At 65.9% G+C, this 12,278-nt stretch carries 14 protein-coding genes; 11 read left to right on the plus strand and 3 right to left on the minus strand.

The window, feature by feature from the left end; genetic code table 11:
* Window positions 1-51 precede the first annotated feature (51 nt).
* Window positions 52-1,404 (plus strand): metalloprotease PmbA, encoded by a 1,353-nt coding sequence (gene pmbA, locus ACEN9O_RS12745; RefSeq protein WP_495617898.1) that lies wholly within the window; start codon window positions 52-54, stop codon window positions 1,402-1,404.
* 7 nt (window positions 1,405-1,411) lie between these two features.
* Here the strand turns inward: pmbA and ACEN9O_RS12750 are convergent, their stop codons facing one another.
* Entirely contained in the window at window positions 1,412-2,527 is a 1,116-nt protein-coding gene (locus ACEN9O_RS12750; RefSeq protein ID WP_495617899.1) for a hypothetical protein, read from the minus strand.
* Window positions 2,528-2,630: 103 nt separating this feature from the next.
* On the minus strand, window positions 2,631-3,761 hold the full coding sequence (locus ACEN9O_RS12755; RefSeq protein WP_495617900.1) for a M14 family metallopeptidase: 1,131 nt from the start codon (window positions 3,759-3,761) through the stop codon (window positions 2,631-2,633).
* Window positions 3,762-3,993: 232 nt separating this feature from the next.
* Here ACEN9O_RS12755 and ACEN9O_RS12760 point away from each other — a divergent pair, with 232 nt between their 5' ends.
* On the plus strand, window positions 3,994-4,233 hold the full coding sequence (locus ACEN9O_RS12760) for a DUF4160 domain-containing protein (protein ID WP_495617901.1): 240 nt from the start codon (window positions 3,994-3,996) through the stop codon (window positions 4,231-4,233).
* Window positions 4,205-4,486 (plus strand): DUF2442 domain-containing protein, encoded by a 282-nt coding sequence (locus tag ACEN9O_RS12765; RefSeq protein WP_495617902.1) that lies wholly within the window; start codon window positions 4,205-4,207, stop codon window positions 4,484-4,486. Before ACEN9O_RS12760 ends, ACEN9O_RS12765 begins: the two co-directional genes overlap by 29 nt.
* Here ACEN9O_RS12765 and paaX read toward each other — a convergent pair.
* Window positions 4,483-5,409 carry a phenylacetic acid degradation operon negative regulatory protein PaaX gene (gene paaX / locus ACEN9O_RS12770; RefSeq protein ID WP_495617903.1) on the minus strand — a complete coding sequence of 309 codons (927 nt, stop codon included), beginning with the start codon at window positions 5,407-5,409 and terminating at the stop codon, window positions 4,483-4,485. The genes ACEN9O_RS12765 and paaX overlap by 4 nt on opposite strands.
* A 176-nt stretch (window positions 5,410-5,585) precedes the next feature.
* Between paaX and paaA the strand changes: the two genes are divergently transcribed.
* The 8 genes from paaA to paaI all read left to right on the plus strand — a co-directional run bounded on the left by paaA (window position 5,586) and on the right by paaI (window position 12,269).
* The gene (paaA, locus tag ACEN9O_RS12775) at window positions 5,586-6,572 is read left to right on the plus strand and encodes a 1,2-phenylacetyl-CoA epoxidase subunit PaaA (RefSeq protein WP_495617904.1); all 987 of its coding nucleotides are present in this window, start codon (window positions 5,586-5,588) and stop codon (window positions 6,570-6,572) included.
* A 98-nt stretch (window positions 6,573-6,670) separates the two neighbouring features.
* Window positions 6,671-6,955, plus strand: a complete 285-nt coding sequence (gene paaB / locus ACEN9O_RS12780) for a 1,2-phenylacetyl-CoA epoxidase subunit PaaB (protein ID WP_020701068.1) — start codon at window positions 6,671-6,673, stop codon at window positions 6,953-6,955.
* Window positions 6,956-6,967: 12 nt separating this feature from the next.
* Entirely contained in the window at window positions 6,968-7,720 is a 753-nt protein-coding gene (paaC, locus tag ACEN9O_RS12785) for a 1,2-phenylacetyl-CoA epoxidase subunit PaaC (RefSeq protein ID WP_495617905.1), read from the plus strand.
* Between the two features lie 10 nt (window positions 7,721-7,730).
* Window positions 7,731-8,297: a 1,2-phenylacetyl-CoA epoxidase subunit PaaD gene (gene paaD / locus ACEN9O_RS12790; RefSeq protein WP_495617906.1), complete on the plus strand. Its 567-nt coding sequence runs from the start codon at window positions 7,731-7,733 to the stop codon at window positions 8,295-8,297.
* 7 nt (window positions 8,298-8,304) lie between these two features.
* Entirely contained in the window at window positions 8,305-9,384 is a 1,080-nt protein-coding gene (paaE, locus tag ACEN9O_RS12795) for a 1,2-phenylacetyl-CoA epoxidase subunit PaaE (protein WP_495617907.1), read from the plus strand.
* A gap of 21 nt (window positions 9,385-9,405) precedes the next feature.
* A complete protein-coding gene (gene paaG / locus ACEN9O_RS12800) occupies window positions 9,406-10,197 on the plus strand; it encodes a 2-(1,2-epoxy-1,2-dihydrophenyl)acetyl-CoA isomerase PaaG (protein ID WP_495617908.1) in 792 nt (263 codons plus the stop codon).
* A gap of 1 nt (window position 10,198) precedes the next feature.
* Window positions 10,199-11,791: a 3-hydroxyacyl-CoA dehydrogenase PaaH gene (gene paaH, locus ACEN9O_RS12805; protein ID WP_495617909.1), complete on the plus strand. Its 1,593-nt coding sequence runs from the start codon at window positions 10,199-10,201 to the stop codon at window positions 11,789-11,791.
* On the plus strand, window positions 11,784-12,269 hold the full coding sequence (paaI, locus tag ACEN9O_RS12810; protein ID WP_495617910.1) for a hydroxyphenylacetyl-CoA thioesterase PaaI: 486 nt from the start codon (window positions 11,784-11,786) through the stop codon (window positions 12,267-12,269). Before paaH ends, paaI begins: the two co-directional genes overlap by 8 nt.
* The last annotated feature ends 9 nt before the right edge of the window (window positions 12,270-12,278 follow it).

A 12,278-nucleotide genomic window follows, 5' to 3' on the forward strand; every position in this document is an offset into this window, starting at 1 on the left:
TAAACGACTGCTATGATACCTGTTTTAGCGGCCACCCGAAGATTACAGCCCATGAGCGATACCCATTTTACCCACACCCAGGACCAGTTGAAGCAGCTCGCACGCGATGTGCTGGCGTACGCCAAGGAGCAGGGCGGCACCGATTGTGCCGTTGAAATCAGCGAAGGCAGCGGCCTGTCGGTGTCGGTACGCAAGAGCAAAATCGAGACCATCGAGCAAAACAAGGACAAGGGCATGGGGGTGACGGTGTTCATCGGCCAGCGCCGCGGCAACGCCAGCACCTCGGACTTTTCGCCGTCCGCGCTGAAGGCGACGGTGGAGGCGGCCTACAACATCGCCCGTTTCACCTCGGACGACGACTGCGCCGGCCTGGCCGACGCCGACCAGCTGGAACTGGCGCCGCGCGACCTGAAGCTGTTCTATCCGTGGGATATCTCGACCGCCGACGCGGTGGCGCTGGCCCAGCGCGCCGAGGCGGCCGGCTTCGAGGTCGACCCGCGCGTCACCAATTCCGAAGGTGCCGGCGTGCACGTGCAGCAGTCGCACTTCGTGGCGGCCAACTCGCGCGGCTTCATCGGCGGCTATCCGTATTCGCGCCACACTTTGTCGGTGGCGATGATCGCCGGCAAAGGCTCGAAGATGCAGCGCGATGACTGGTACACCTCGGTGCGCGACGCGAAGAAGATGTCGTCGCCGGAAGCGATCGGCCGTTATGCGGCCGAGCGCGCGCTGGCGCGCCTGAACGCGCGCACCATCGATACCCGCACCTGCCCGGTGCTGTTCGAGGCGCCGCTGGCGGCCGGCCTGCTGGGGGCCTTTGTGCAGGCGACCTCGGGCGGCTCGCTGTACCGCAAGTCCAGCTTCCTGCTGGACTCGCTGGGCAAGCAGGTGCTGCCGAAACATATCCAGATCAAGGAAGACCCGCATGTGATCGGCGGCGTCGGCTCGGCGCCGTTCGACGAGGAAGGCGTGCGCACCGTCAAGCGCGACGTGGTCAAGGATGGCGTGGTGCAGGGTTATTTCCTGTCGACCTATTCGGCGCGCAAGCTGGGCATGAAGACCACCGGCAACGCCGGCGGCTCGCACAACCTGTCGCTGACCTCGTCGCTGACCAAGAAGGGCGACGACTTCGCCGCCATGCTGCGCAAGATGGGCACCGGCCTGCTGGTGACCGAGCTGATGGGGCAGGGCACCAACTACGTGACCGGCGACTACTCGCGCGGCGCGTCGGGCTACTGGGTCGAGAACGGCGTGATCCAGTATCCGGTGGAGGAGATCACCATCGCCGGCAATATGAAGGACATGCTGGCGCAGATCGTCGCCGTCGGTGCGGACGTGCTGGTGCGCGGCACCAAGCAGACCGGCTCCATCCTGATCGAAAACATGGTGGTGGCCGGCGGCTGATCGCCCGCTACTGCGGCTTGCAGAGCGCGCTTGACGGCAGCCCGCACGCGATCAGGCGGCCGACGTCCGGGTTGGTCAGGTAGTTCAGGTGCGCGTAGTCGGGACGTTCCAGCAGGCCGAAGTAGGTGTCCGCGTTGGAGACCAGGATGTTGTAGACCGTCACGCCCTGGCGCGCATATTTTTCCGCTTGCAGCGTGTACGACAGCAGGTCGTTGGGATCGGTGAACGCCACCAGGGTCAGGCGCCTGTCGGCGGCTGCGGTGTTTGCTGTCAGCCGTTTTTGCAGCAGCAGTTGCAGACTGTCGGGCGCACCCCGCATCAGCGGCGCCGCGGCGACCTGTTGATCGGCCAGCGACAGCAAGGGAATCTGGTTGGCCGCCATCACCAGCAGGCGCAGGCGATCCACCGCCCGCTGCGCCACCAGCGCCGCGCGCGAGCCGGGCGCTTCCTCCGTCATGCGCAGCAGGGTGTCGAACAGGATCTTGCTGCCCATGCTATGCGAAATCACCACCAGCGGCACATCGGGCGCGCCGTCGCCCGCATCCAGCACTTGCAGGATCGCATCGCGCATGCGGCGCTGGATGTCGTCGCGCGCCACGCCCTGGTAGACCAGCGCGTCAGGCAGGCAATCGTCGATCAGACCATCCTTGAAGCGCGCGTTGAGGCGGGCGCGCGTGGGCGCGAACGGCGGCGCGCCTTCGCAGATGGATGACTTGCCGCTCTGGTCGTAGCACAACTGGCGCTTGAGGCCCGTCGTCAGCGGCGACCAGATCAATGCGTCGAAGCGCAGCTTGCCTTCGGACGTCGCCACGTTGGACGAGACGATCTGAATCTGCGGGCCGCCTGCGCCCGCCGCGCGCGCGGACGAGCTGCTGGTGGCGTTCGTGAGCGACTGCGTCAGTTGCGCCACCACCACGCCGGCCCAGCTGGCGTCGTGGGTGCAGATGCCGTGCACCAGCAGCACATCGGCGCTCTTGCGGCCGGCGGTCGCGGCCAGGTCGATCAGGCCGGGGAAGGTGGCGCCGGCATCCATCAGCTGCGGCGGGCGGTAGGGCGTGGTGCAGGCGCACAGCGGCAGCACCATCAACCACAGGGCGCGGCGTATCCAAGTCAGGGTATTCATGCTGAACCTCCAGTCGCGGCGCGCGGATGCGCCGATGAGGTCCAGTGTATTTTTCCCTGCGGCGGCGACTTTGTCGCGCCGCAGGGAAGGGCTCAGCTAAGGCTTACTGCTGCGCCAGCAGCGATTGCAGCACAGGCTGCAACACCGCCTTGCCCAGCTCGGCGCTGCGGGCGCCGTTCCAGCCGGTGTCCGGATCCGGATCGTTGGCGTTGTCCTTGAACGGCATCTCCAACGTCAGCGACAGGCAGCCGAAGGCGTGGGTGATGTGCGGCGAGCCCATGGTCAGGGTCTCGTCGGTGTACGGTGTTTCGCCGTAGCCGTGGTCGTCCTGGAAATCCGGGCTGGCGATCAGGAAATTGTCGATGAAGTATTGCTGCGCTTCGGCCTGGTCCGGTGTGAAGTCCGGCAGCGACTCGCTGCCCGCCACGAACACGTAGGGCAGGCCCTCGTCGCCGTGGATGTCCAGGCACAGGTCGCAGCCCACTTCCAGCATCTTGTTCTTGACCAGGAACACTTCCGGGCTGCGTTCCATGGTCGGCTTCAGCCACTCGCGGTTGAGGTTGGCGCCGGCCGCGTTGGTGCGCAGGTTGCCGCGCACCGAGCCGTCCGGGTTCATGTTAGGCACCACGTAGAACACCGCTTCCTTCAGGCACTGGCGGCCGAAGGGATTGGCCGGGTCCAGCAGCGCCTCGACCATGCCTTCGACAAACCATTCGGCCATCGTCTCGCCCGGATGCTGGCGGGCGATGACCCAGACCTTTTGCTCCGCTTCGGGATCGCCGATCACCAGCATGTTCAGGTCGCGGCCGTCGATGGTGCTGCCCAGGTCGACCAGCTTGACCAGTGGCGACAGTTGCGCGTTGTCCAGCAGCGACAGGTGGCGCTCCCAGGAGTACGGCTCGAAATAGGCGTAGTAGACGCTGTCGTACTCCGGCGTGTGGTTGATGGTCATGACGGTGCCGTCATAGGAGGTCGGCACGCGGAACCAGTTGTCGCGGTCGTAGCTGGCGACGGCCTGGTAATCCTTCCAGCCGTCCGGATAGGCGGCGCTGCCGGCGTTAAGGAAGCGCAGCGTCAGCGGCGTGGCCTGCGCGCCCTGCACGCGGAAATAAAACCATTGCGTGATGTCGGCGTGCGAGTCCTTGCGGATGTTGAGGTCGATGGCGGCCGGATCGTCGGCACGCAGGACCTCGATGGCGCCGGCGTCGAATTGCTGGCTGATTTTGATAGACATGGCTGAATCCCGGTAAATTCTATGTAAGAAGTGTGTTTGCGCTTGTGGCGCAGTGGCGACATGATACAGCGTCTGGGGTCAAGTCTGACATTCGGACACGGCCTCTGCCGTAGCGGCCGCTACGGCAGAGGCCGTGTCCGAATGTCAGACTTGACCCCCAGCCTGCGCCGGCGCAATGCCGTCCGTGCCGGCTTTGCTAAGTTGAGGGGACTGCCGCAGGAGTACAATCCCCATGACCCCCACACTATTCCGCCAGGCCGGCTTCCGGTACTTCTTTTTCTCGCGCGAGGAAACCCGGATGCACGTGCATGTGTCTCACCCGGACGGCACGGCGAAATTCTGGCTGGAGCCGGAGGTCGCGCTGGCCTGGCATACCGGCCTGTCGGCGCTGCAGTTGCAAACGGCTGCGCGGTTTGTCGCCGAGCACCAACAGGAGATGCAAAATGTCTGGCGCACCTACTTCTCACAATGAGTCATCCACCGTCCGCATCCTCGACATCTCGCCGCACGGATTCTGGGTCGATCTGGGCAACGAAAAACTGTACGCGGCCTACGTGGATTTTCCCTGGTTCGCCGGCGTCACGCTGGCGCAGCTGGAGGACGTGCAGCGCCCCAGCCCAGACCACCTGTACTGGCCGACGCTGGACATCGACCTCTCGGTCGCCTCGCTGCGCGACCCGGCCGCGTTTCCGCTGGTTGCCGCGCCGACGCCGGGCCAGCGCTAAGCCAGCCCGCCGAAGCGGTCGAAGAAGGCCGGCTCGGCGGCCGGGGCGTCCGCATCCTCGCGGCGCAGCGTGGTGTCGATGTGCTGCTCGGCCGCCGCGTAGACGGCCAGGTAGATGGCTCGCGTCAGCTCGTAGGCCAGCGCGCCCGGCCACGGCGTCGGCAGCAGCTCGACCGGCAGTTGCGGATCGTGCAGCTGCACCCGGCGGTAGGCGTGGATCAGCAGCGTGCGCACCATGTAGGCCTGCTGCGGCGCCAGCCCGCCTTCCGCGTCGGCCGCCTGCACCGCCGCCAGCAGCGGCTCGAACTGCGCGATAAATTGTTGATAACCCTGCGCCACGCCGCTCAAATCCCAGCCGTCGGCCACCAGCTCGCTCAGCGGCCGCCCGCAGACCTGGCGCATGGACTTGCCCTGCACCACGAACAGCTTGCCCGCCACCCCCAGCCGCTTGAGCAGCTCGTCGAGCGCAGGGCCGTCGGCGGCCGGATGGCCCATGATGCCGGGCGCGATCACGCTATAGCCTTCCCACAGCAACTCCTTGCGCACCGCGCTGCGCTCGGCCGCGTTGAGCGCGCCGTCGCCGTTGAGCAGCAGGGTCCAGCTGCCGTCCCAGTGTACATTGAGCGGCGCGTAGATGCGGCGGTAGGCGTGCACGAAGCGCGCCATCGCCGGCGGCGTGATCGCGTAGGAGCTGCGGCGGCCGTCGCGCTGCGCCCCCAGCCAACCCTCCTGCGCCAGCCGGAACACCGAGGTGCGCAGCAGCCGGTCGTTGACGCCGAACGGCGCCAGCAGCTCGATCAGGCTGCCCAGCCACACCATGCCCCCGTGCGGCACGATGGCGTCGCCGAAGATGGTCACCACCAGCGACTTCGAGCGCGGCGGGTCGCTGGCCAAAAATCCGGTTATCCAGTCGTTGCAATTCATGGGCAGGCATCTCTTTCTATACACACAAACAAGAGTTTACTTTGCCTGACCATCGGCGCAGCATTTATTTCACCGTCGTTGTCGATGGGATACCGATTTATGATTTGAGTCAAAAAAAACGTAGTCAAAGCAAAATATGTATCGTATTATGGATCATCAGCGATGAGGAGACAGCGATGTATGCACAAATGGTGGAGACGGGCCTGAGCACGGTCCGCACGGCGGACGACATGGCCGCCGACGAGCGCGCCTTCCAGGCCCGCATCGACGACGGCGTCAGGATCGAGGCCAAGGACTGGATGCCGGACGCCTACCGCAAGACCCTGATCCGGCAGATTTCCCAGCACGCGCACTCGGAAATCGTCGGCCAGCTGCCCGAGGGTAACTGGGTGACCCGCGCGCCTACGCTGAAACGCAAATCCATCCTGCTGGCCAAGATCCAGGACGAGGCCGGCCACGGCCTGTACCTGTACAGCGCCGCCGAGACGCTGGGCGTGTCGCGCGACGAGCTGCTGGCCGCCCTGCACAGCGGCAAGGCCAAGTACTCCAGCATCTTCAACTACCCGACCCTGTCGTGGGCCGACATGGGCGCGATCGGCTGGCTGGTCGACGGCTCGGCCATCATCAACCAGATCCCGCTGTGCCGCTGCTCGTACGGCCCGTATGCGCGCGCCATGATCCGCGTCTGCAAGGAGGAATCCTTCCACGCCCGACAGGGCTACGACATCATGATGGCGCTGGCCAACGGCACGCCGGAGCAGAAGGCCATGGCGCAGGATGCGCTCAACCGCTGGTGGTGGCCGTCGCTGATGATGTTCGGCCCGTCCGACGCGGAATCGGTCAACAGCGCGCAGTCGGCGCAGTGGCGCATCAAGCTGTTCTCCAACGACGAACTGCGCCAGCGCATGGTTGACCAGACCGTGCCCCAGGCCGAGTACCTGGGCCTGACCATCCCCGACCCGGATTTGAAGTTCAACGCCGACACCGGCCACTACGAATTCGGCGCCATCGACTGGAGCGAGTTCCACAACGTCCTGAAGGGCAACGGCCCGTGCAACCGCGAGCGTCTGCGCACCCGCGTCAAGGCCTGGGAAGACGGCGCCTGGTTCCGCGAAGCGCTGGTCGCGCACGCCGATAAACACGCCACCGCCAAAGCAGCCTGACTATCGCCGTCACTCCCGCGCAAGCGGGAGTTCATGCCGATTGCGAGCCGCCCACGTACTATGGATTCCCGCCTGCGCGGGAACGACAAGGAGATGATATGAGCAAAGAATGGCCACTGTGGGAAGTATTCATCCGCAGCCAGCACGGGCTGGCGCACAAACACGTCGGCAGCCTGCATGCGCCGGACGCCGAAATGGCAGTCAACAACGCGCGCGACGTCTACACCCGCCGCAATGAAGGCGTCAGCATCTGGGTGGTGCGCGCGGCGGACATCGTCGCCAGCAGCCCTGGCGACAAGGGCGCGCTGTTCGAACCGTCCAACAGCAAGGTGTACCGCCATCCGACCTTCTTCCCGATGCCGGAAGAAGTCAAGAACCTGTAAGCGAGGCTCACCGTGCAAAACAAGGTAAATTATTTACTGCGTCTGGGCGACAATGCCCTGATCCTGAGCCAGCAACTGTCGCAGCTGTGCGGCAAGGGCCCGGCGCTGGAAGAGGACATGGCGCTGACCAACGTCGCGCTGGACCTGCTGGGCCAGACCCGCCTGTGGTACGAGTACGCGGGCGAGCTGGAAGGCGCCGGCCGCGACGAGGACAAGCTGGCCTACCATCGCGACGCCCACGACTTCAAGAACTGCCTGCTGCTGGAGCAACCGAACGGCAACTACGCCGACACCATGGTGCGACAGTTCTTCTTCGACGCCTGGCACTACTTCCTGATCGTCGGCCTGACGCGAAGCAGCGACACGCGCATCGCCGCCATCGCCGAGAAATCGCTGAAGGAAGTGACCTACCACCTGCGCCGCAGCGGCGACTTGATCGTGCGCCTGGGCGACGGCACGGACGTCAGCCACGCCAAGACGCAGGCGGCCGTGAACGAACTGTGGATGTACAGCGGCGAAGTCTTCGCCTACGACGCCATCGACGAGGCGATGGTGGCCGAAGGCGTGGCGCCCGCCGCCGTCGACCTGCGCACGCAATGGCTGGCGCACGTGGCCGAGATCCTGGCCGAAGCCACGCTGACCATGCCGCCGGCCGACGCCTGGATGCAAAGCGGCGGCAAGCAAGGCCGCCACAGCGAGCACCTGGGCTACATCCTGGCCGAGATGCAGTTCCTGCAGCGCGCCTATCCCGGCGCCACCTGGTAAGAGGCCCGCGATGACCACCGCCTCCGAGACCGTCGCTCCCGCGCACGCGGGAGCCCATGCCGAGCAAATCTGGGCCTGGCTCTCCGAGGTCTCCGACCCCGAAATCCCGGTCATCTCGATCGTCGACCTGGGCATCGTGCGCGACGTGCAGCTGGCAGCCGACGGCGCCTGCACCGTCACCATCACGCCGACCTACTCCGGCTGCCCGGCCATGCAGGTGATCGCCGACGCCATCACCGACGCGCTGCACGCACACGGCCTGCAAGACGTGCGCCTGCAAAACCAGCTCTCCCCAGCCTGGACCACCGACTGGATGAGCGAAGAGGGCAAGGCCAAGCTGCAAGGCTACGGCATCGCCCCGCCGGCGCAGCAGGTGATCGACATCAGCGGCCTGCGCGCCGGAGCGGGCGCCCATGCCGCCATCTCGCGCCGCGCGCAGCCGCGCCTGACGGTGGCCTGCCCCAACTGCGGCTCCAATCACACCGAAATCACCAGCCAGTTCGGCTCCACGCCCTGCAAGGCCTTGTACAAATGCCTGGACTGCCGCGAGCCCTTCGACTACTTCAAATGCCACTAAAAAGATCATGAGCAAATTCCACCCGCTGACCGTCTCGCAAGTGCGCAACGAAACGCGCGACACCATCGCCGTCACCTTCGCCGTGCCGCCCGAGCTGCGAGACAGCTTCCAGTTCCAGCAAGGCCAGCACCTGACGCTGCGCGCCCAGATCGGCGATGAAGACGTGCGCCGCTCGTATTCGATCTGCTCCGCCGTGCAGGAAGGCGCGCTGCGAGTAGCCATCAAGCGCACCCAGGGCGGGCTGTTCTCCAGCTGGGCCAACGACACCATCAAGCCCGGCGTCACGCTCGATGTGATGCCGCCGATGGGCCACTTCAACGTGCCGCTCGACGCCGCCAATCGCAAGCACTACCTGGCCTTCGCCGCTGGCAGCGGCATCACGCCCATCCTGTCGATCATCAAGACCACGCTGGCGGCCGAGCCGCACAGCCGCTTCACGCTCTTCTACGGCAACCGCGCCTCGTCGTCGGTGATCTTCAAGGACGAGCTGTCCGACCTGAAGGACACCTATATGGAGCGCCTCAAGCTGGCCTACGTGATGAGCCGTGAGCAGCAGGATATCGAATTGTTCAACGGCCGCATCACCAAGGAGAAGGCCGCGCAATTCCTGAAACACTGGGTGTGGGTGGAAGACATCGACGTCGCCTTCATCTGCGGCCCGGAAGACATGATGCTCGGCGTCTCGGAGGCCCTGCAGGAAGCCGGCATGCCGAAGGCGCAGATCAAGATCGAGCTGTTCGCCGCCAGCATCCCCAAGCACCAGCACAAGCCGCGCGCGGTCGACCCGCAGGCGGGACGCCAGGAAACCGAAGTCACCGTTATCCTGGACGGCAACGCCACCAGCTTCACCATGGACCAGGACAAGGAATCGCTGCTCGACGCGGGCCTCAAGGCCGGCATCGACATGCGCTACTCCTGCAAGGGCGGCGTGTGCTCGACCTGCCGCTGCAAGCTGCTGGAAGGTAAAGTCGACATGGACGTCAACTACGCGCTGGAAGACTACGAAATCGCGCGCGGCTATGTGCTGAGCTGCCAGAGCTTTCCCATCACCGACAAGGTCGTCATCGACTTCGACCAGGCCGAATAAAGACATCCCACCGGAGACGCCATGAACTACGAGAACATCCTCTTCGACATCAGCGACGGCATCGCCACGCTGACGCTGAACCGCCCCGATAAGCTCAACAGCTTCACCCAGGCCATGCACGAGGAAGTGCGCCACGCCATGCACAAGATCAGCCACGACAAGAGCGTGCGCGTGATGGTGCTGACCGGCGCCGGCCGCGGCTTCTGCGCCGGCCAGGACTTGTCGGACCGCGCGGTGGAGCCGGGCGCGCGCCCGGTCGACCTGGGCGACTCGGTGGAAAAGAACTACGCCCCGCTGGTGCTGGCCCTGCGCGCCTTGCCGATGCCGGTGATCTGCGCCGTCAACGGCGTGGCCGCCGGCGCCGGCGCCAACATCGCGCTGGCCTGCGACATCGTGCTGGCCGCCAAATCCGCGTCCTTCGTCGAGGTGTTCTGCAAACTGGGCCTGATCCCCGACACCGGCGGCACCTACTTCCTGCCACGTTTGATCGGCAGCGCGCGCGCCATGGGCCTGGCCATGTTGGGCGATAAACTGAGCGCCGAGAAGGCCGAGTCCTGGGGCCTGATCTGGAAGGCCGTGCCGGACGACGAACTGGCCACCGAAACGCAGGCCATGGCGCGCCACTTCGCCACCGCGCCGACCAAGGGCCTGGCCTTCACCAAACAAGCCTTGCACTGCAGCCCGCACAATTCGCTGCAGCAGCAGCTGGCGCTGGAATGCGAAATGATGAGCGAACTGGGTCGCAGCGACGACTACCGCGAAGGCGTGGCCGCCTTCATGGAAAAGCGCGCACCGCAATTCAAGGGGAAATAAGATGGCAGCTCTTCACACCGATCGCGCGGTCGCCGTCATCGGCAGCGGCGCCATGGGCGCCGGCATCGCCCAGGTGGCGGCCGTCGCCGGCTACACCGTCAAGTTGTTCGACACCCGGCCGGAAGCCGTCGCCAAAGCCATGTCCGACATCGCCGCTGCGCTGAACAAGCTGGTGGCCAAGGAGCGCATGAGCGCCATCGACTGCGCCGCCTCCATCGCCCGCGTGCAGGCGGCCATTACGCTGAACGACATCGCCGATGCCGCGCTGGTGGTTGAAGCCATCGTCGAAAACCTCGACGTCAAGCGTGGGCTGTTCGCCGACCTGGAAGCCATCGTGGCCGACGACTGCATCCTCGCCACCAACACCTCGTCGATCTCCGTCACCGCCATCGCCGCCAGGCTGCGCATGCCGGCGCGGCTGGTCGGCATGCACTTCTTCAATCCGGTGCCCTTGATGGCGCTGGTCGAAGTGATCAGCGGCCTGGCCACCGATGCCGCCGTCGCGCAGACCGTGTACGACACCGCCGCCGCGTGGGGCAAGCAGCCGGTGCACGCCAAGTCCACGCCGGGCTTCATCGTCAACCGCGTGGCGCGGCCGTTTTACGCGGAGGGCTGGCGCCTGCTCAACGAGCAGGCCGCCGACGCCGCCACCATCGACGCCGTCATGCGCGATTGCGGCGGCTTCCGCATGGGCCCCTTCGAGCTGATGGACCTGATCGGCCACGACGTCAATTTCTCGGTCACGCAATCGGTGTTCGGCGCCTACTTCAACGATCCGCGCTTTACGCCGTCGGTGCTGCAGCAGGAGATGGTCAACGCCGGTTTCCTCGGCCGTAAATCGGGCCGTGGCTTCTACCACTACGGCGATGCCGCCCCCGCAATGCCGCAACCGCAGGCGGAGCCTGCGCAGCCGAAGCCGGAATTCGTCAGCTACACCATCGAGCCGGGTGCGGCGGTCGGCCCGTCGCACGCGATCGGCGGCGCCGTTTGCGACGCGCTGGCTGCACGTCTGCGCGCCTCCGGCATCAACGTTTCGCACCGCAAGACGCCGGAAACGCGCAGCCACGCCGCCGGCACCGACGACGCGCCGGCCTTCCACTGCAACGGCGCCGCCGTCTACCTGACCGACGGCCGCAGCGCCACCCAGCGCGCGCACGACAGCCATCATCCGGACACGGTGCTGTTCGACCTGGCGCTGGATTTCGCCACCGCCAGGCGCATCGCCGTCAGCTGCTCGGACCAGTGCTCGGCCGAGGCCTTCAACGCCGTGGTCGGCCTGTTCCAGGCGGCCGGCTTCACCGTCACGCGGCTGGACGATGTGCCCGGCATGGCCGTCATGCGCACCGTCGCCATGCTGGCCAATGAGGCGGCGGACGCGGTTAATCAGGGTGTGTGCAATGCGTTTGGCGCAGACATCGCCATGCAGAAGGGCGTCAATTATCCGCGTGGCCCGCTGGCCTGGGCCGACGCCGTTGGCATCGGCCAGATCGTCGCCGTGCTGTCCAACCTGGCCGCAGGCTATGGCGAGGACCGCTACCGCGTATCGCCGCTGCTGCGCCGCAAGCAAGCCTCGGGAGGGCGTTTCCATGACTAAGACCGCCACGCTGGCCGCCGCGCCCGCGCTCAACGCCGAGGAAGCACAGGCGCTGGCGCAAGCCGTCGGCACCGCCATGTTCGACAGCGATCCGGCCTCCCAAGCTCTGGGCATGAAGATCGACGCCATCGCCCCCGGCCACGCGCGCATGTCGATGCCGGTGCGCGCCGACATGCTGAACGGTCATGGCAGCTGCCACGGCGGTTTCATCTTCACGTTGGCCGACAGTGCTTTCGCCTTCGCCTGCAACAGCCACAACCTGACCACCGTGGGTGCCGCCTGCACCATCGACTACCTCGCGCCGGCCCGTCTGCACGACGTGCTGACCGCCGATGCGAGCGAGCAGGCGCTGGCCGGCAAGAGCGGCGTCTACGACGTCAAGGTCACCAACCAGGACGGCCGCACCGTTGCGCTGTTCCGGGGTAAATCGCACCGCGTCAGCGGCCATATCGTGCCGGTGCCGCAGCACGCCGGGTAAAGAGGAGAT

The sequence above is a fragment of the Duganella sp. Dugasp78 genome, assembly GCF_059491455.1.